An 18,845-nucleotide genomic window follows, 5' to 3' on the forward strand; every position below is an offset into this window, starting at 1 on the left:
TGTCCTTGGGGAGTGTCGGCAGGGTGTAGATGCCTATCTTCACGAAGTCCTTGCCGCCTGCGCTTATCTTCTCGCCGGCAGCGATCTTCTTCAATATCGTCTCGAGTATGTCCCCGAGGAAGATCGAGATTATCGCCGGCGGGGCTTCGTTCGCACCGAGGCGATGGTCGTTCCCGGATGTCGCTGTCGTCGCACGGAGAATGTCCGCATGCGTATCGATGGCATTGATGACGGCCGAGCAGAACGCGATGAATACCGTATTCTCATGCGGTGTCGCGCCCGGTTCGAGCATGTTTATCCCGTCGTCGGTGGAAAGCGACCAGTTGTTGTGCTTGCCCGAACCGTTGATGCCGGCATACGGCTTCTCATGGACGAGGCAGACGAGGTCGTGGCGGAGCGCTATCTTCTGCAGCGTTTCCATCACAAGCTGATTGTGGTCGGTCGCGATGTTCGTCGTTGAGAATATCGGCGCGATCTCGAACTGTGCAGGGGCGACCTCATTGTGCTTTGTCTTCGCGGATACGCCCATTTTCCAGAGCTCGGTGTCGATGTCCTTCATGAACGCCGATACCCTGTCCTTTATCGAGCCGAAATACTGATCTTCCAGCTCCTGCCCTTTCGGTGAGGGGGCGCCGAACAATGTCCTCCCGCACATGATGAGGTCCATGCGCCGCTCATAGAATTCCTTATCGATAAGGAAATATTCCTGTTCGGGTCCGACGGTAGCCATGACGGAGTGCGATGTCTTATTGCCGAGCGCACGCAGTACGCGCATCGCCTGGTCGGAAACCGCCTTCATGGAGCGCAGGAGCGGTGTTTTCTTGTCCAGGGCTTCGCCGTGATATGAGCAGAATACCGTAGGTATGGTGAGCGTAACATTCCCCGCAGCGTCGGTCTTGAGGAATGCCGGCGAGGTGCAGTCCCACGCGGTGTAGCCGCGCGCTTCGAATGTGGCACGCAGTCCCCCGCTCGGGAACGACGAGGCATCCGGCTCGCCCTGTATGAGCTGTTTGCCGGAAAATTCCATGATAACTTCGCCGTCGTCGGTAGGCGAGATGAACGCATCGTGTTTTTCAGCGGTGATGTTCGTGAGCGGCTGGAACCAATGCGTGTAATGGGTGGCGCCCTTCTCTATGGCCCAGTCCTTCATTGCATTGGCAACGACATTGGCGACCTCGGCTTTCAGCGGAGAGCCGGTGCGTATGGTTTCCCTGAGCGCCTTATACGTTTCCTTCGGTAAGCGCTCCTTCATTACCTTGTCGCTGAAGACGTTGGAACCGAATATCGACGGAACGTCCACGCAGCCATCAGATTCAGTACAGCAGCACATATGTCCTCCTAAAATAAAGTGGCATGATATTTGTTCATACTACCATAGTATCGGCAATTTTCATGCCATTGTTCGTCGGTTGCCGAGGCATCAGTCACACGAGGAGTGAGGGACAGCATCTATGGGAATACCATTGGAAAACATGGGAAATATGGCCGGTTTGCCATGCTGCGGCGTATCGGTGAGCAGGGAACCGGACAGGATACCCTCATCCCCGGGGTTGCAAGGTTCAACTATATTATGCACTGATAGAGGGCATAATCAAAATAGCAGCACAAATATTGTGCATATTGCACAGAGAGATGGCAATGAATTCCGCGGAGCATCGATATGGTGCTCGTGTGCTTGCATTGAGGGCATTGACATTTTATCATGCTCGTATACCTTGGAGGCATCCCGTTGAAGACGACACACATGAAAGAAAGCGATACAGTAAAGCTCGTTGAAGAGATACTTTCAACGATAAACAGCGCCAAGACGACGCAGGAGATACTTGATAATCTCGTCGATCGCATCATAAAGATAACCGATTCGCTTACCGGCAGCATCATGCTCATCGATCATGAAGCAGGCGTGCTCGATATCAAGGCATCGAGGGGTCTTAAGACCGCCGCTGTCGCCAGCACGAAGCTCAAAGTAGGCGAGGGGGTGACGGGCTTTGTCGCCAGAAAGGGCGAATCGCTTCTCGTCAATGACGTGCGGTCGGTACCGTATTATGTGCGTATCCGCGATGACCTCAAATCCGAGCTTGCCGTGCCGATCAAGGACAAGAACAGCATTATCGGTGTCATGAGCGTGGACAGCGATCGCCTCAATGCGTATACGAAAGAGGACCTCGGTCTGCTTGAGACCATAGCGAGCTTCGCCGCGCAGACGCTTATCAAGGCGAACCTTATCGAGGACCTGAAGCACCGCATCGACGATCAGGAACTGCTCATCGCCATCGGCGGCATTCTTGAAGAGGAAATAGATTTCAACTCGATGTTCCAGAAGATAATGACCGCCATGTCCGGGCACATGCGCATCAAGCGCGGCATGATAAGCGTGCTCGATGACGGCGAGAAGCTGCGCGTGCGTACCGGATATCACCTGAGCGATGAGGCCATCGAACGCGGCGTCTACGATGTGGGCGAGGGGACGGTCGGCAAGGTATTCCATACGGGGAAGAGCATCGCCATTCGGGACGTGAGCGAGAGCACGGATTTCCTCAACAAGATGAAGATACGCCGCGGGAAAAGCGAGACGTGCTCGTTCTTCGCCGTGCCGCTCAAGTACGACAGCCCCGTCGGGTCCATGGACAAGACCATCGGCGTGCTCGGCATAGAGAAGGAATACCGCTCGGACACCGATCATCGCTCGACGCTCCGGCTCCTTACCATCATAGCGAGCCTCATCGCGAACCGATTGTACCGGCATATCAGCGCGCAGCGGGAAAAGGAAAAGCTCCTCAAGCAGAACACGGATCTCCGCGAGAAGCTCATGGGGCGCGGCGAGTCCGTGTTCATCGGGAAGAGCAAGGCCATTGTCGGCATACTCAACACGGCCACTATTGTCGCGGATACCGATGCCACCGTCCTCATCACCGGCGAGACCGGTACCGGGAAGGAAGTGCTCGCGCGATTCGTCCATGAAAAGAGCCGACGCGCGGAGAAGCCGTTCATCGGCATTAACTGCGCTGCAATACCGGAGAATCTCCTTGAATCGGAGCTCTTCGGGTATAAGAAGGGTGCGTTTACCGGCGCGGTGGCGGACAAGAAGGGGAAATTCCTGCTCGCGCATGAGGGGACGATATTCCTCGATGAGATAGGCGAATTGCCGCTGCCGCTGCAGTCGAAGATACTGCGCGTACTCCAGGAGCGCGTCATCGAGCCTGTCGGCGGGGAGGAGAGCAGGAGCGTCGATGTGCGCATCATCGCCGCGACGAACCGCGACCTCAAGGCCTATGTCGATGAGAAGAAATTTCGCGACGATCTCTACTATCGCCTCCATGTCATCCATATCCCCATTCCCTCGCTTTCGGAGCGTACGGACGATATTCCGCTTTTCGTCGAGCATTTTATCGAGAAATTCAACGCCAAATACGGCAAAGAGATACGCGGTCTTACCCCTGAATGCCGTGAGGCGTTCCTTTCGTACCGCTGGCCGGGGAATGTGCGCGAGCTTGAGAACGTCATCGAGCGTGCGGTCATCCTTTCGCATTCCGATTCGATCGATATTTCCGCGGTCCCGAAATCGCTTGCGCCGCATGCGGACTCGGCGGATGCCGATGACCTTGAGAAGGCCGTGCTCGCTGCGGTCGCCGCACTCCCGCCGGGCACCGTGTATCAGGGAGTGACCGATATGCTCGATCGCATCGTCCTCACGCATGCGCTCGTCGCTTCGGACAATAAGCAGACCGAGGCGGCAAAACTTCTCGGGCTGCACCGCAATACGCTCCGTGAGAAACTGCGTTCGCTGTCCGGGAGATCATGATCACTCCATGACTGGATTTTGACTTGACTGATTCGTTGTGATTATATAATTTTGTGCTATACTGCAACCCAGTCTATGAGCGGCCCGCGAGAATATGAGCCCACTGTGGCCGATAGGAGAGCGTAATGGCGGTCAGGAAGAAGACGGCAATGAACGTCGACGATAAGAAGAGCATCACGAAGCCCGTGCCGAAGGCAAAAAAGGCCGTAGTCTGGGATGAGAACGCCTGCCGGGCCATACTGGAAGAGCTTGAAAAAGAGGGCGGGCCGCTCTATACCCGTCAGATAGCCGGCAACATAACCGATCGGCTGGGGATACGTGTCGGAAAAAAGACCGTGAACCGATATCTCTACGGCATATTATTGCCGAAAGTCAGGCGTACCGAGGATGACCGCTGGGTGCTGCTTTCAGTCAAAGCGAAGCCGGGAAAAGCGATGAAGCCGGTGAAAGCGGCGAAGGCAGTGAAGGCCGTGAAAAAGAAGGCCCCTCGTGTCGTGGTAAAAAAGAAGACCGTAAAAAAGCCGCGCTGATATGCCCCTCACTGAACTGCAGCAGAGGATCATGGCATTGGCGCACGATCGTCGTGCAGCGATATTCGCGCATACCTATCAGCCGCGTGAGATACAGGAGATAGCCTTGGTCGTCGCCGATTCGCTGGAGTTGGCGCGCCGGTCGCGTGACGGCAAAGAGAGAACGATAATACTCTGCGGCGTTCATTTCATGGCGGAAAGTGCCGCCATACTCGCTCCGGAGAAGACGATACTCCTCCCCAACCTCGAGGCCGGCTGTCCGATGGCAAATATGATCGATGAAAAGTCGCTCATGGATTTCAAGGCAGAGCATCCCTCCGCACCGGTCGTCACCTATGTCAATTCATCGGCACGGGTGAAAGCGCTTTCGGATGTCTGCTGTACTTCAGCGAATGCTCTTGCCGTAGTAAAGGGCGTGGCGTCCCGCGAAGTGATATTCACGCCGGACAAATTCCTCGGCGGGTGGGTGCAGGAAAAGCTCGGCGGCGAGAAGACGATACACCTCTATCCCGGGTATTGCCCCACGCATCAGCGGTTCAAGGAAAGCGATGTAACGCGCCTGAAGCGGGAGCATCCGAAAACGAAGATACTGTGCCATCCCGAGGTGAACCCGTTGATACGCAGCTACGCCGACGAAGTGCTGTCGACATCGCAGATGATACGGTTCGCGGGGGAGAGCGATGCCGATGAGTTCATCATATTGACCGAGACCGGCATACGCTTCCCGCTCGAGACGAAGTATCCCGGCAAGAGGTTCTATTTCCCTGACGAGCGCATCGTCTGCCCGAACATGAAGATGACATCGCTTGCCGACGTGCTGTCGTCGCTTGAGCGCGGAACACATCGCATCACCGTGCCTGAGGACATACGCGTGAAGGCGTTCCATGCGCTCGATGCCATGCTCTCCTATTCCTGACGGTGATCGCATGAACACGCGATTCCCGCCGGGTTTCATCTACTTTGTGCTTCTCATATCCGTACAGGCGATGTTTCTCCGTCTTGTCGGATTTTTCATGCCGATCTATTTCGAGTCCCTCCATTTCAGCGGATTTCAGATAGGTCTCTATTTCAGCATTTCCGGCATCGCCGCCATCGTGTTCTCGCTCCCCATGGGCATCGGCGCCGACCGTATCAGCGTGCGCTTCATACTCGCGGCGAGCTTCCTGCTTATCGCGGCGAGCTACGCGGGGTTTCTCGTTACGCGCTCGTTCACGGCGTTCTGCATCATTGCGTTCATCGGGAGCTTCGGTTCGCGGTTCTATCAGATAGCCGTCAATGCGATGTTCTTCAAGATACGCACGCATGATCACCGCGATGCGGGAGTGTTCAGCACGTTCAATTCTTTCGCCATGGGTATCGGTATCGTCGCGGGTGGCGTGCTGCTGGCGATCGCGGATTTTCAGCTCCTTTTCACGGTAAAAGTGATAAGCTATCTCGTCTTCGCGGTTCTCGCCCTGTTCCTGCCGCGTACGGAGACGGTATCGATACGCCTCGCGGAATATCAGCGGGAGGTGTTCACGCCGAAGGTGCTCTCGCTTTGTGTGATATTCTTCCTCTCGAGCTTTCACTGGGGTGCGGAGATAGTGTCCTACGGACCGTTCCTGAAGCAGACGCTTCTGCTGTCACCCGTCGGCATAGGCCTCTATACCGGCATCGGGATGATATTCGTCGGCATCGGAGCGTTCATCGGCATGCAGCTCATCGCCCGGAAGATCGTCCGCTCGATGATGACGCTCCTCATGATAGGCTTTTTCCTTTCCGGCGTGTTCCATGTTCTCATGTGCGTGCCGAACCTGCCCGCATCGTTCGCACTGCGCATGGTCCATGAGATCGGCGACGGCTTCATATCGTTCTCGTTCTTTTACGGCGCGGCAAAACTGTTCCGCATCGATCGCGTAGGCGGTGCGAGCGCGTTCATAACGCTCTGGCAGAGCTCCGGTGCCATGGCAGGCTCGGCGATATTCGGTGTCGTCGGGGCGCGATACGGGCATGCGGTGCCGCTCATATCATCGGGTATAGTGCTCATGTTCGTACCGGTCGGGATCGCGCTTCTCAGGAAGAGCGGCTTTGTGCGATACTGATATCGCAGGGACGCGTTACTGCTCGAGCTGCGCGCGGTACATGCCGCGGAGAAAGTACGTGATGTCCTGTATGTTCTTATCTATCATATCCTTGAATTCCTTCGGCAGGTTCTGCTCGCGGACCATTTTGAACATATCGAGTCCTTCCTGGAGATTGCCGAGCAAGGTCAGCCGTACCGCATTGCGCAGTATCGGTTTGTATTTCGAGTATGAAAGATTCTCCGGCATGGTGTCGAAGGCATAGGTGACCACGAGTTTTTCATCATAATCATCATCGCGCGTGTCGAGTTTGAGGCGCATGATGGTCTGCGGCAGTTCACCGTCCTTGCGCGCACCGCCGCGATCTCCCCCGGCGCCGCCGCCCGGGCTGCCGGCAGGCATTCCCGGGGCCTGCATTGCTTCCTGTCCCGGGGCCGCTCCGGCTCCCGCTCCGCCAGCACTTCCGCCACCTGGGCTGCCGGCGCCACCGCCACTACCGGTACCGCCGCCACTACCAGCACCGCCGGCCCCACCGGTTCCAGGCATCGGGGGCGGGGCTGGCATTGTCATCGGTCCAGCACTTCCTGCACCGCCGCCCATTCCACCAGCACCACCCATCCCGGCGCCGCCGCCGCTGATGCCCGGGGTCATGAATGCGGTAGGAGTAGCAGCGGTCGCCTGCATCTGTCCGGGAAGCATGATGCCGCTTGCGCCCATCGGATTTATCTCAACGCGGCTGTTCTCTATTTTCTCGATAAGCGTGAATACTTTTTCTTTTACATTCCCGGATGCTGCACCGGATACTGTTATCTTTTCAAGGAGACGCACGAGATCGGTATCATGATGCCCCCCCATGGAATCGACGGCATGGGACATTTTTTCGAGGGCGCCCATGAGCTTCATGTCGCGTGCTTCACTCTTCGAATCGGACAAGCCGGCTGCGGCAGTGCCGGGGGCGATGCCCGGTGACGAGGCATCGTGCCGCGCAAGCACGGCCGAGCTCATAAGCTCCTCGTTCTCCGTGCGTAATTCCTTTGCCTCGTCGGTAAGCCGCTTATTGCTCCGCTCGACATCGGCGAGCATGCGTTTGAGCTCTTCCACCTCGCGCGAACGCGAGAGCGCTTCTTCACCCTCAGCAAGCGTGCCCTTGATCTCATCCATGCGCTCTCGATAGCGTCCCTGCTCTTCCTTCGCTTCCGCGATCTTTTTGTTGAGATGCTCCCTGCGCGGGGCGTATTCTTCCTGGGAAATATGCTTTTCCTTGAGCTGATCCTCAAGAGAGCCGATCTTGGCGAGCATGTTCTGCTTCTGCAATTCGAGCTCATCGACGATATCAGAGAGCTTGTGAAGTTCCGCTTCATATTCGCTGCGTATTTTTGTCCGCTCTTCTTCTTTTTCCCTGTCGATAGAGGTCAATCGCTCCTCGAGGGATTCCTTTTCTCCCCGCAGTTCTTTGACCAGCCCGTTCAGTTTTTTCAGTTCCTTGTCGCGATCCGCTCCCGACGGTGATTTTTCTATCGATGCAATTTCCGCCTCAAGCGCTTCGATGCGTTCAGAATACTGCTTCGCTTTGGTCTCTTCCGCGGCTTTTTCTTCCTGCGCTGCCGCAAGCTCTTTCAGCGCCGTTTCGAATTTCGCTTTTTCTTTCTCGATGGACGCGGTGAGGGAAACGTTCTCTTCCGATATTTCCTTTATCTTAGTGCGTATTTCCTCGTTCTCCGCCGCGATCTTCTCCCGTTCTTCTTCGAGCGTGCGGTCGAACGCCTGTACCTGCGCCTCAAGCTTCGCTTTCTCGGCGGCAAGCGCTTTCATCTGATCGGCGATATCTTTCGCTTCGCCGGTCGCATCCGTCGGTATCCCGTCCATGCGCGCGCGAAGCGTTTCCATTTCACGGGAGAGATCGTCCGCACGCGATTGATGCTCGGATTTCTCTTTTTCTACGCGTTCCTTTTCATCGGACAGTTTCTTGTGCTCCGCCTCAAGCCGCTTGAGGTCGTCAATGCGCTTCTGGTTCTCTTCGTTCAGGGCGGCAAGCTGCCTTTGTGTCTCATCGTATTGTTTGACAAGGAGCTTCGAGACCACGTCCGCGGAACCGAAGATATCCGCCAATTTCGTGATATTCTCGCGTACCCGCTGTTTTGCTTCAGGCGCCATGCGCATTCCTTGGCAGGGGAGCTGCCGTATAGAATATAATTGAATTTACGGAAGAAAGGGCGCTTCCCTTGACCGATTTTTTTTCGTCCGCTGAGGCTTATTTTTGATGTTTTTGGTGTTCAATACAGGTATAATATATTCAGGAGGTGGCCAATGGCCAGCAACATCAATCTCATCGTCGTCGAAGGGAGGCTCACGCGGGACCCGGAGCTTCTTAAGACGAAAAGCGGGAAGTCGCTCTGCAAATTCTCGGTCGCGAACAACCGCTACTACTTCCAGGGGAAGAACCTCGTCGACGAGGTGAGCTTCTTCAATGTGACCACGTGGGGCCCGCTCGCGGAGCGCTGCGGCGCATCCCTCAAGAAGGGGAACCCCGTTCTCGTGTCCGGTAACCTTAAGCAGGACAACTATCAGACAAAGAACGGTGAAAAGCGCGAGGCTGTCGGTATCATCGCCGCGAACGTGAAGTTCATCGGCGCACGCGCGAAGGGTGATGCCCCGGCGACAGGGAAGGTGGTCAAGGAGGCCTCGCTTTCCGGACAGATGGCGCACGCGTTCTAGGCATGACCGTACAGAAATGGCAGGGCAACCTGCCTTTTCTTATTTATTGGCGTATCGTTGGATTACTGGTTCGTTTCGCCGGAGGGAATGACTTCGGTGGTGCCCGTCGTCGGACCGGTTATATCGTCGGACTCACCCTTCAGCTGCATAGGGAAGACATAGCTCACGGACAGGGCGAAGCTTCCCATTGTCGTCAGCCCAGTCGGGGAATTCGCATACGAAACATCGAGGATGATATCTCCTAAACGCAAGCCGACGCCGCCGGAGATATTGATGTTCTGAAGTATATATTGTATCTGAATAAGATCGCTGAACTGGAAACCCACACGAAGTGCGAGATATTTTACCGGATATATCTCGCCGCCGAGGAGGATCGCCAACGATCCGAGATCGAAATGCGCCCAGTCGTTGAGCGAGTAGACGACATCGAGATCGACGAAGCCGGTGTTCTGATTGCGAAAACCGAGGCCGTAGCGCAGGGATGTCATCCCGAAATCCTTGCCGGCATCGGAGGTGTCCTTCCCTGAACTGGAGCTGAAGAACGGTCCGAGGATATTGTTCGCGGATAATGCCATGCTCCAATGCTCGCTGACGGTGAAGAACACGCCGGCATTCGCGTTGGGGCTTAAGCCCTGATAGCCTGCCCCGAGCTCGCTCGCATTGAGCGTCCACATCGAGAAACGCCCGCCGACACCGAAAGAAAAATTGGGCAGTATCTTTATGCCGTATCCGAGCGTCGCCTGGAACACGTTCAATACAAGGGTGCCGTTCATGAAGAGCGGCTGCCATGTCGCGGCAAGTCCGATACCGCCGTATGGATTGAACGAAACAAGACCGCTCAGCATTACGCTGCTCAGCACGGACCGATCGTCCGGAGTTATGTACTGCGGATTTGCAAGGAGAGAAATGACCGGGTTCTTGATGAACGGGATACCGGCAGGATTTATCCCGATGATATTGCCGTCGCGCGGCATGGCGCTCACTGCGCCTGCCATGGCTTTTCCGCGTGCATCCAGATCGGTGAGGTTATCGAAAAAAGACGGGAACGCGGATATGGAAACGGCCAGGAAAAGTGCCGAAGCCATACACATAATTCTCATACAAGCGCTCCTCAGAGGCACGCACAATACCATAATTTCTACATTAAGTATAGTACGTTTTCCGCTCCTTGTCAAGGAAATGCCCGTATTAGAGCACTTTGTGGACATATTTGTCATAGCCGGGCATCTCATGTTTTTCCCTGAATACGCCGAAAATATAAGCAACATAATGTTTCGGGAAAGATAATGAAGCAATTACTGTTATTGGCATCCGTATCGGTACTTTTCGGGGGAACTCCGTCGATATACTCTACCGATCGTCCTCCGGCATCCGTGAAGTCCACTGTCCCGGCAACGGTGCATCTGCGCGGCGAGGTGGAACTTACGGACGATATCGCAGCGGAAAAGGCACGCTACTTCGTGCAGATAGCCCCGGACCGGAACCGCTATCGGCTTGCCGAACCCGTAATGATGGAAATACGCATCGTATGCCGCGAGCAGTCGATAACCTTCACCAATTCGCCCAATCCGTTCGAGAATTTCCGTTTCACGCTTTTCGATGAGCGCAATAATAGGGTAATGCCGTCGCATCCGTACACGCTTTGGCAGCATAAAGAAGGATTGAACGGCATCGCCGGCGGCGACAGGGTGATAACGATGCGCCCGGGCGAAACATACACGATGAGGATCAATATCGCCAATTTCTTCGCGCTTGAGCGCGTCGGCCGATATCGTCTCGAAGGGATGTTCAATCCGACACCGAACGATCCCGATACGTATCGCATCTCGACCGTCATGGCGTATCTTTTCGTTGATGAAGCGGCGACCGGCGAAGCATCGATCGCCGTTGCTGCGGACAAGAAGGACGATATACCAGTGCTTGCGCCGACGAAAAAACCGCCGTATGAGGTCGTAGAGGATCTTTTCACCGCGCAGCAGCGCAGGGATTGGGGCGGCTATTTCCGAAACATCCATCTTCCGTCGTTCGTCATGGTCTCAAGCCGCTATCATGATTACTATCTGTGGAAATTCGGACCGGCGAAGGATTCCTGGACCGATCTGGAGGCGGGGCGCCGCTATGCGAACGCGAACCTGTCGAATTCGTTCTTCAGGAAGTACGGCGATAATTCCTCGCTGCTCCAGATGAAGAAGGATCACGGCGATGAGTATGTGAACGACCTGATCAACGCCTATCATCAAAGTCCGGTGAGCGTGCTTGCGCTTGCGCTGGAAGTCGATTACATGAAAAAGCTGCCGAAGGATAAAGAAGCGTTCTTTGCCGAATACCGGAAATATATCGCTTCCCGTTTTGACCGCGATATCCGCTTCCATTTCCTTGCCGATCTTGAACGCCGCGCCTATGATGCAGGATATGAGCCGGCGGTGAAAGGGCATGCACCGGCAGCGCACGGTACGCAGGGTTCACATGGCGATACCCGTATGCATGGCCCGGCGCAGCCCGAGGGCGACAGGCTCTGGGCGATAAAGACCGCCGTTGAGAAAGAGAACCGTACGAATGAATACTATGAGCTCAGGAAATTCGAACTCCTGCAGACGATGATAACTAATGTGAAGGGCATACACACGGCGTACGTGCAGACGAAGGTCGCCGAACGGTATGCGGACGATGGCGTGAAACACGAGTTCAAACCGACATCGCTCAGGTTCTTCACGCTGAAGAAGCTCGGCGAGTACTGGTGGGTGGTCGATTATTTTGATACGCGATTGGTGCAATAACGCATCGCCCGTTACTCCCGATAGAACGAATCATTGAACGCTTTTGCGAATGAGCTGAACGTCCCGCCGGCGATCGCCGCGCGTATCGCGATCATGAGATCATGCATGAATCTGAGATTGTGCACGGTCATGAGCGTATGGAAAAGCATTTCCTTCGCATTGTCCAGGTGCCGGAGATAGGCGCGCGAGAAATTTCTGCAGGTGTAGCAGCCGCATCCTGTTTCCAGCGGTCCATTGTCTCCGGCGTGACGCGCGTTGCGTATCCGTACGACGCCGTTCTTTGTGAACGCTTCCCCGTTGCGTGCATTACGCGTGGGCATGACGCAGTCGAACATGTCGATGCCGTATGACACGGCCATGAGTATATCGCGCACCTCGCCGACGCCCATGAGATATCGCGGCTTGTCCGCGGGGAGCAGGGGCGCGGTGCAGGAGAGCACTTCGCCCATCGTATCATGTCCCTCACCGACGGAGAGCCCGCCGATGGCATGGAACGGGAAGCCCATGGCGGTTATCTCGGAGGCGCTTCGTATCCGCAGATCGCGATCAAGCCCTCCCTGTACTATGCCGCCGAGATACTGGCGCGATGAGTTCTCCCTGGCGTTGTGATAGGCGATGCATTGCTTTGCCCATCGCGATGTGCGCGCTGTCGATGCTTCGGCGTAAGCGTGGTCGGCATCATGCGGCATGCACTCGTCGAAGGCCATGATGAGATCGGCGCCGATGGCATGCTGCCACTCCATCGCTTTTTCGGGGGTAAAGAGATACGGCGTCCCATCGAGATGCGATCGGAACGAAACACCGTCATCGGTTATCCTGTTGAGCTTTGCGAGCGAGAAGACCTGATATCCCCCGGAGTCGGTGAGCATCGCGTGCTGCCATCCGGAAAAGCGTTTGATGCCCCCCGCGGATGCCACGATATCCGTACCCGGGCGGAGGACAAGGTGATAGGTGTTCGCCAAAATGAGGCGCGGGCCCTCGTCCTCTACCATCGATGGGGGCACCGCTTTTATCGTACCGTTCGTGCCGACAGGCATGAATACCGGTGTGCCTATCTCTGTGCCGTTGACCGAAAGCGTTCCACTGCGCGCGGCGCCGTCGGTCGATGATAGTGAAAAGTTGAACATGGTGCCGGCATTATAGACTTGCGGCGGGGGAATTCAATAGCGTATCGATGCATGTTCTTCCATGGCAGAACACATTGACTCTCCGGGCTGGATTCGTAGATTGTTATTGAAAGCACTCGTGGAGGTGATTCATGCCTGCACATGCATACATAGCGATAGGTCTTACGATAGCGATGCTGACGATAGGCTGTGCACCGAGCAATCCGCTGATGGTCACATCGAACACGTATACGGTGGACATCAACAAGCAGTACAGTCCGGGCACATTGACCATTGCGGTCGGAGATACGGTGCAATGGAAGAACAGCGAGGGCGGGGCCCAGACAGTTACGAGCGGTACCATTGGGAAGCCGGACGGTATGTTCGACAGCGGGGACATAGCCCCGGGGGCGACGTTCTCAATGACATTCACTACCGCCGGGACGATATCGTATTACAGCAGGAATGCCCGTGCAATGTCGGGCGTACTGACGGTCGAATAGTCCTGCCGGTACACGATGGGACACGTCAGGTTGTTCCCCGTTCGATGATCCGCACCGGTACTGTAACGGCCGGTTTCGTAAGCACATGCTCGTTTATCATATCGGTGAGCATGGAGAGGCAGCCAGTTGCGATGCCATCGATATCCTGCTCGATATGTGATATCTGCGGCTGAAAAATATCGAATTCCGGGAAATTATCCATCGCCAAAAGTCCGATGCCTGCCCCTGTACCGCGGGTATCAAGATAGAACTGAACGGCGAGCGAGCGGTGTTCTATAATGACAAGCGTTTTTGCGCGCTTTGCGGCAGAAAGTATGCCGCTGATATCTGTTTTCCCGCCGCCGGTCGGCAGGTGCGCCGAACAGTCACTCATGCCATGCTTCTTAAAAAGATCGCTGATGATGCGTTTCGCATCGATGGCACGTGATGTCATGCCGGAAAACCCAAGGCACGTGTAACCGCGCTGTACCGCGAAGGTGAAGATGTCGGCGAACATAGTCCTGAAATCTGAAACGACGCCGTTGACACCGTTCTTGACGAGCGGCGGATCGCCCGTTCGTATGCTCGTGAAATTCGAAAGTACGTACGGTATGCGAAAGCGTGTGAGCGTTTCGATGAAGTGTTCCGGCGGTGTTTCCATGAAGATGACACCGGCGAACGAGTGTGTACGGACTATCGTGTCGAACGCTGCCGCCCCGGTGGGTGCATACACGAGCAGGAGATCATAGCCGAGCTTGAACGATGCTTCCATCGCTGCGCCGAATTTTCGCCCCATGAAATGGTCGCGCGCGTAGCTTTTATATCCCTCGCGTTCGGGTATTATCACTGCGATCTCGCGGCTGGTACGGCTTTTCAGGAGGCTCGCGCTTTTATTGATCCGGTAATCGGTCTTTTTTACCGCGGCCTCTATGCGTGTGCGCGTATCGGCGCCGAGATATCCTTTTCCGGAAAAGAATTTCGACACCGATGTGGTGCCGACGCCGGCAAGCCGAGCAATGTCACGTATCGTTGACGGCGATCTCCGCATGCTCACGCTTCCCCGATGCTCCGGAGATAATCCATGCATCCGGTCACGACCGCATGCCGCGACGGTACATCAAGGCCGGTGACGAGCGCGCCTTCCACTTCCAGAGTGAGCGGGCCGGAAAATCCATTGGTGTGCAGTGCGGCGAATATTTCAGGGAAGCGTACGACACCGCGCCCGAAAACGGGGAAATTGCCTGACTTGAACCCGCCGTCGGTGTCCTTGAGATGCACGCTCGCTACCGACGCGATGATCTTCTTGAGCTCATCCGCGCTGTCCATGTTCTGATTGTAGTAGAAGATGTTCGCTGTGTCGAAATTGATGCGCACGTTCGGATGCGATACCTCGCGCATGGTGCGGAGCATCTCCTCCGCGTTCAGACAGAACGGGGGATGCGTCTCGAGGCATATCGTCACGCCGTTCTCCGCGGCGCGCTCGCCCACACGTTTCAATACCGATATCGCGAGAGCGCGGTCATTGCCTTTCGCGCTGATGAAGTAGTGGGCAACACCGATCGCCTTCGCTGCAGCGCAGGCGGTGAGCACGGCTTCTATCGATGCGGCATCATCGCAGTTGAGGTCGCCCGCGATGGTGAGCGGTGTAACGCCGTTCGTCCGGCAGACGGCATCGGTCTTTTTCAGCGCATCGACAGGCTGCGCCGGAATTTCCGCGAAGTGTATCCCCGCGAGCGGGAGATGCTTTGCCGCTGTTTCGATGCTGTCATAGACGCCGACGCGGCAGGATATCTTGTTCTGCTTTTTCATGATGCAAGTCCTTACAGTATGATGATCGCGGGTTCACGCGTTCGCCCAGCGTTTGAGATCGCCGATAGACTTCTTGATGTCATCATCTTTTTTGCTTCCGCTGATCTCCCGTTCGATGATAAGCTCTCCGGTGAAGCCTATCTCCCTGAGCCGCTTTATGAATTCCGGGAAACGTACCTTCCCTTCGCCGATAGGCGTTTCCTTGCCGAGATTTCGACCGTTGACAGGATACAGTCCGTCCTTTGCATGGATATTCTTAACGTATTTGCCGAATACGTCAAGCGCATCGATGGGATTTCCTTTGCCGTAGAGGATGAGGTTCGCCGGATCGAGATTGATGCCGAGATTGTCAAGGCCGCTCTCTTCGATATAGCGAAGCAGTGTTACCGGCGTTTCCTGTCCTGTCTCGAACCAGAATTCGACGCCGAGATCCCTGCAGTATGCGCCGATGTCCTTTATCGCATCGAGCACGGGAAGATAATCCGCATCGCTCATGTTCTCCGGGAGGAAACCCGCATGGGTGATGATAGCTTTTACGCCTATCTTTTTCGCGAAGTCGGCCGCGAGCTTTAATTCCTTCACTCGCTGAGCACGCAGCTCCTTCGGGATGAGCCCGAGCGTCGATGGCCCCTCAGTGAAATTCCACTTGCAGCCGCCGGTATATCCCGCCCAAAGCCCGCTCACGCGAATGCCGGTGCTTTTCATGTCGGTCACGACCTGCGCTGCGATATCATCGCGCCAGAGCGAGGGATCCCAGTTGACGAATTGACATACGGCAAGACCGAATTTCTTCACTTCTTCGAACGTGTTCTTTCCTTCCGTAAGCCGGGTGATGACGCCGATGTCCATGATGATTCTCCTGTATTGTTGATGGTATTATTGCACGGTGACCGTTTTTCCAGCCGCTATGCTTTCCGCACTCATGAGCGCGAGCGAGATGGAGTCGCGTGATGATCCCGGCATGCATAGTTCCGGCGCTTTCCCGGAACGCACGCATTCGAAGAAGTATTCCAGTTCCGCTCGATGCCCCCCGCCTGCCGCTATAGGAACATCCTCGTATGTGTTCCCGCTGTACCGCATGAGCTTGCCGCCCTGATACTTCATGACCGTCTTGTCGAACACCGCCTGGAATTCCATGACGAAATCACGTTTTCCCATCCAGCCGCTTTCGATAAGAACGCGCGCTTCCTTATATTCGTACGATGCGGTCACAATATCGAGCATGTTCGCCTCATCGCGGATGCCGCTTGCGGATATGCGTGTCGGGAAACCGAAGATGAAATTCGCGAAGTCGACATCATGGATATGCAGGTCCATGGTCACGCCGCCCGAGCGCTTCGGGTCGAAGAACCACGAGCCCTCGCGCGGTGAACCGCCGATACGGCGAAGCGAGAGGTATCGCAGATCCCCGAAGCGCTTGTCGTCGGCATAGGTCTTTATCTCCTGCCAACCCGGCCAGAATCGCATGCATTGCCCCACCATGAGCGTTCTGTCCGCTTTCTTCGCCGCGCGGAGAACGTCGTCGCAATCTTCAACGTTCAACGCGAAGGGCTTTTCCGTGAATACGTGGCAGCCGTGTTCGAGGGCTTGGATGTTGAAGGACGCGTGCAGATCGGACGGGAGCGCATTGATGACGATATCGATATTTTCTTTTGCGTACATATCGCGGGCGTCCGCGTACACGTTGAAATCTTTCGGTGCGCCGCCTTTACCGCCTTCGAAATGCGCATAGGCGTCGTCCGCCTGCGGGACATAGGCGATATCGCAGACAGAGACAAGGCGTGCATCGTGTATGGAAGGAAGATTCCGCGCATGCAGTTTACCGAGCCCGCCGTAGCCGACTATCGCGATATTCATGGGATACTCCCGAATCATGGTGTAACGTTACGCCATATAGTAATCATGAACGGACGGGAAGTCAAATTCAAATGGCATTATCGCTGGGATATTGAGAACAGCGGGCTGCAACCCGCTGTTCTCTGACTCGGAAGGTATTCATATGAACGACTATCGCGGCAGCGATCGCTTGATATATTCCACTATCGATTTCGTGCTGATCTTGACCGCTTCTATGGCGACTTCTTTCATGATACGGGAAAGCTCCTGTTCGGAGGCTATCATCTTATCGGCAAGGGCTTCATCGATCATGCGGCGTATCGTGGCGGTATCCACGGCCGGACCGTCCGTTGAACGTTCCGGCGCAACGCCCGCCCTATCGATGAGGGCGTTGCCGGCCATGGCGGGTATTGCGGCATCATCGATAGCCGGGACGGCATCTTCGGGGACGCTATCGAGCAGAGGCGGGGCATCGTTCGCGTCGGCTATGGCGATATCCGGCATTGCATCCGGCGTATCACCCGCTTTCATGTCCTTCATCATTGCCTCTATGTCGTCGGCACCCTTGAGGAGGGCATCGATATCGGCATTCTCATTGCCGGTTTTTGTATCCGCCTCGAGCGCGGGTATATCGTCAAGTCCTTCTATCTGAATGCCGGCGTCGTCATCCGCTGAGGATGCACCGCCCTTGTCGGCTGCCGCAAAGAACGGTTGATGATGCATTGTCATGGCTCCCTCCCGGGGAACGGCCGGGGCTGCACGATATGCCCGGGCTGTCATTATCATAATACCTGAAACAAGGCCGATGAGCAAGAGTACCAGGGATATCATGGTGCCGCGATATATCCGTGCTGTCCCGTCGGCACGGATGAGCACCGCTTCGTCCGGCAGGCGGAGGCCCGCGTTGAGCGAACGCGTACGAGTGAAGGGTATTTCCATGAAGAGCATGTCGCCGATAAGGCGCCGATAATGCATTACGTTCATCTCCGGCGTTCCGTCGCGGAAATGTATGCGGCCTTCGCTCACGTAGTAGACCACATCGGGGAGCGTGAGCGAGAGAAGACCTACGCTCTTGTTCGCTTTCTCATATTCGGCGGCGCATTGCCGCTCCTTCGATATCGTCAGATACGTTTTCAATCCCCATTCAAAGGAGCCGGCAGCAAGGGCGCATAAAGCAGCGAGGGCGATGCCGCTCTTCAATACTGCACGGCGCGTCTCGAGCAAGGGTATCATATTCCTAAACATCCCTGGTATTCGCAGTATACGCAGAAATCGCAGATACGTGAGAGGCGCGAGGAAGGTAAGCTCGGGGATGACGGCAAGAACGGATAGAACAGGGACGGCACCCAATGCATCGGCGATGCCGTATTTCGAGAGGAAGTATTCGCGACGATCGCCCGATGTCAGCCGCACAAGGAAGTCCGCGAGGAAGAGGATATCGATGACGCCGCTGAGGACAACGATCGCACGTCCGCTGGCCGGTGTGAATTCGGTAACAAAGAGGCATATTGACAACAGTACGAACAGGGGCTGGATGCGGTCCCAGCGCCGTATTATCGGGGAGAGATCGATGATCATTCAGTCATTGCCTGCTATTGTCTTCATTACCATTATCGGCAAAGGAGTGTCGAATATCAAGAATTTTCGGTATTACGGGAGTACGGTAGACCGCGGAATTCTTCTTTGCATCGTATAAACGCTGACCCGTCGATTGACGGCAGGGATATG

The 18,845-nt window shown here is 55.6% G+C and carries 16 protein-coding genes; 7 read left to right on the forward strand and 9 right to left on the reverse strand.

The window, feature by feature from the left end:
• On the reverse strand, positions 1-1,330 hold a 1,330-nt coding region (locus tag AABZ39_20980), incomplete at its 3' end, for a glutamine synthetase III (GenBank protein ID MEK6797263.1).
• Between the two features lie 414 nt (positions 1,331-1,744).
• Between AABZ39_20980 and AABZ39_20985 the strand changes: the two genes are divergently transcribed.
• The 4 genes from AABZ39_20985 to AABZ39_21000 all read left to right on the forward strand — a co-directional run bounded on the left by AABZ39_20985 (position 1,745) and on the right by AABZ39_21000 (position 6,413).
• On the forward strand, positions 1,745-3,802 hold the full coding sequence (locus AABZ39_20985; protein ID MEK6797264.1) for a sigma 54-interacting transcriptional regulator: 2,058 nt from the start codon (positions 1,745-1,747) through the stop codon (positions 3,800-3,802).
• A 125-nt stretch (positions 3,803-3,927) separates the two neighbouring features.
• On the forward strand, positions 3,928-4,332 hold the full coding sequence (locus AABZ39_20990; GenBank protein ID MEK6797265.1) for a hypothetical protein: 405 nt from the start codon (positions 3,928-3,930) through the stop codon (positions 4,330-4,332).
• A gap of 1 nt (position 4,333) precedes the next feature.
• Positions 4,334-5,248 (forward strand): quinolinate synthase NadA, encoded by a 915-nt coding sequence (gene nadA, locus AABZ39_20995; GenBank protein MEK6797266.1) that lies wholly within the window; start codon positions 4,334-4,336, stop codon positions 5,246-5,248.
• A 10-nt stretch (positions 5,249-5,258) separates the two neighbouring features.
• The gene (locus AABZ39_21000) at positions 5,259-6,413 is read left to right on the forward strand and encodes an MFS transporter (protein ID MEK6797267.1); all 1,155 of its coding nucleotides are present in this window, start codon (positions 5,259-5,261) and stop codon (positions 6,411-6,413) included.
• Between the two features lie 15 nt (positions 6,414-6,428).
• On the opposite strand, the gene AABZ39_21005 is transcribed toward AABZ39_21000, so the two are convergent.
• Complete coding sequence (locus tag AABZ39_21005; GenBank protein ID MEK6797268.1) at positions 6,429-8,546, reverse strand: hypothetical protein; 2,118 nt, start codon at positions 8,544-8,546, stop codon at positions 6,429-6,431.
• 153 nt (positions 8,547-8,699) lie between these two features.
• Between AABZ39_21005 and AABZ39_21010 the strand changes: the two genes are divergently transcribed.
• On the forward strand, positions 8,700-9,107 hold the full coding sequence (locus tag AABZ39_21010) for a single-stranded DNA-binding protein (GenBank protein MEK6797269.1): 408 nt from the start codon (positions 8,700-8,702) through the stop codon (positions 9,105-9,107).
• 62 nt (positions 9,108-9,169) lie between these two features.
• Here the strand turns inward: AABZ39_21010 and AABZ39_21015 are convergent, their stop codons facing one another.
• Positions 9,170-10,207 carry a hypothetical protein gene (locus AABZ39_21015; GenBank protein ID MEK6797270.1) on the reverse strand — a complete coding sequence of 346 codons (1,038 nt, stop codon included), beginning with the start codon at positions 10,205-10,207 and terminating at the stop codon, positions 9,170-9,172.
• Positions 10,208-10,393: 186 nt separating this feature from the next.
• On the opposite strand from AABZ39_21015, the gene AABZ39_21020 reads away from it, so the two are divergent.
• On the forward strand, positions 10,394-11,884 hold the full coding sequence (locus tag AABZ39_21020) for a hypothetical protein (GenBank protein MEK6797271.1): 1,491 nt from the start codon (positions 10,394-10,396) through the stop codon (positions 11,882-11,884).
• Between the two features lie 11 nt (positions 11,885-11,895).
• Here the strand turns inward: AABZ39_21020 and tgt are convergent, their stop codons facing one another.
• Complete coding sequence (tgt, locus tag AABZ39_21025) at positions 11,896-13,011, reverse strand: tRNA guanosine(34) transglycosylase Tgt (GenBank protein MEK6797272.1); 1,116 nt, start codon at positions 13,009-13,011, stop codon at positions 11,896-11,898.
• Between the two features lie 131 nt (positions 13,012-13,142).
• Between tgt and AABZ39_21030 the strand changes: the two genes are divergently transcribed.
• On the forward strand, positions 13,143-13,493 hold the full coding sequence (locus tag AABZ39_21030; GenBank protein MEK6797273.1) for a hypothetical protein: 351 nt from the start codon (positions 13,143-13,145) through the stop codon (positions 13,491-13,493).
• A 25-nt stretch (positions 13,494-13,518) separates the two neighbouring features.
• Here AABZ39_21030 and AABZ39_21035 read toward each other — a convergent pair whose 3' ends face one another.
• The 5 genes from AABZ39_21035 to AABZ39_21055 form a co-directional block, all read right to left on the reverse strand.
• Positions 13,519-14,520, reverse strand: coding sequence for a LacI family DNA-binding transcriptional regulator (locus AABZ39_21035; protein ID MEK6797274.1), 1,002 nt, complete (start codon positions 14,518-14,520; stop codon positions 13,519-13,521).
• Positions 14,521-14,522: 2 nt separating this feature from the next.
• Positions 14,523-15,281, reverse strand: coding sequence for a sugar phosphate isomerase/epimerase family protein (locus AABZ39_21040; protein MEK6797275.1), 759 nt, complete (start codon positions 15,279-15,281; stop codon positions 14,523-14,525).
• Between the two features lie 33 nt (positions 15,282-15,314).
• Complete coding sequence (locus tag AABZ39_21045; GenBank protein ID MEK6797276.1) at positions 15,315-16,130, reverse strand: sugar phosphate isomerase/epimerase family protein; 816 nt, start codon at positions 16,128-16,130, stop codon at positions 15,315-15,317.
• A 27-nt stretch (positions 16,131-16,157) separates the two neighbouring features.
• A complete protein-coding gene (locus AABZ39_21050; GenBank protein ID MEK6797277.1) occupies positions 16,158-17,138 on the reverse strand; it encodes a Gfo/Idh/MocA family oxidoreductase in 981 nt (326 codons plus the stop codon).
• 150 nt (positions 17,139-17,288) lie between these two features.
• Positions 17,289-18,695, reverse strand: a complete 1,407-nt coding sequence (locus tag AABZ39_21055) for an ion transporter (GenBank protein MEK6797278.1) — start codon at positions 18,693-18,695, stop codon at positions 17,289-17,291.
• Between the last annotated feature and the right edge of the window lie 150 nt (positions 18,696-18,845).

This window comes from Spirochaetota bacterium (assembly GCA_038043445.1).
Taxonomy (GTDB): domain Bacteria; phylum Spirochaetota; class Brachyspiria; order Brachyspirales; family JACRPF01; genus JBBTBY01.

Coding starts and splice junctions, on each gene's coding strand:
- AABZ39_20985 (MEK6797264.1), top strand. CDS start 1,745: ATGAAAGAAAGCGATACAGTAAAGCTCGTTGAAGAGATACTTTCAACG.
- AABZ39_20990 (MEK6797265.1), top strand. CDS start 3,928: ATGGCGGTCAGGAAGAAGACGGCAATGAACGTCGACGATAAGAAGAGC.
- nadA (MEK6797266.1), top strand. CDS start 4,334: ATGCCCCTCACTGAACTGCAGCAGAGGATCATGGCATTGGCGCACGAT.
- AABZ39_21000 (MEK6797267.1), top strand. CDS start 5,259: ATGAACACGCGATTCCCGCCGGGTTTCATCTACTTTGTGCTTCTCATA.
- AABZ39_21005 (MEK6797268.1), bottom strand. CDS start 8,546: ATGGCGCCTGAAGCAAAACAGCGGGTACGCGAGAATATCACGAAATTG.
- AABZ39_21010 (MEK6797269.1), top strand. CDS start 8,700: ATGGCCAGCAACATCAATCTCATCGTCGTCGAAGGGAGGCTCACGCGG.
- AABZ39_21015 (MEK6797270.1), bottom strand. CDS start 10,207: ATGAGAATTATGTGTATGGCTTCGGCACTTTTCCTGGCCGTTTCCATA.
- AABZ39_21020 (MEK6797271.1), top strand. CDS start 10,394: ATGAAGCAATTACTGTTATTGGCATCCGTATCGGTACTTTTCGGGGGA.
- tgt (MEK6797272.1), bottom strand. CDS start 13,011: ATGTTCAACTTTTCACTATCATCGACCGACGGCGCCGCGCGCAGTGGA.
- AABZ39_21030 (MEK6797273.1), top strand. CDS start 13,143: ATGCCTGCACATGCATACATAGCGATAGGTCTTACGATAGCGATGCTG.
- AABZ39_21035 (MEK6797274.1), bottom strand. CDS start 14,520: ATGCGGAGATCGCCGTCAACGATACGTGACATTGCTCGGCTTGCCGGC.
- AABZ39_21040 (MEK6797275.1), bottom strand. CDS start 15,281: ATGAAAAAGCAGAACAAGATATCCTGCCGCGTCGGCGTCTATGACAGC.
- AABZ39_21045 (MEK6797276.1), bottom strand. CDS start 16,130: ATGGACATCGGCGTCATCACCCGGCTTACGGAAGGAAAGAACACGTTC.
- AABZ39_21050 (MEK6797277.1), bottom strand. CDS start 17,138: ATGAATATCGCGATAGTCGGCTACGGCGGGCTCGGTAAACTGCATGCG.
- AABZ39_21055 (MEK6797278.1), bottom strand. CDS start 18,695: ATGATCATCGATCTCTCCCCGATAATACGGCGCTGGGACCGCATCCAG.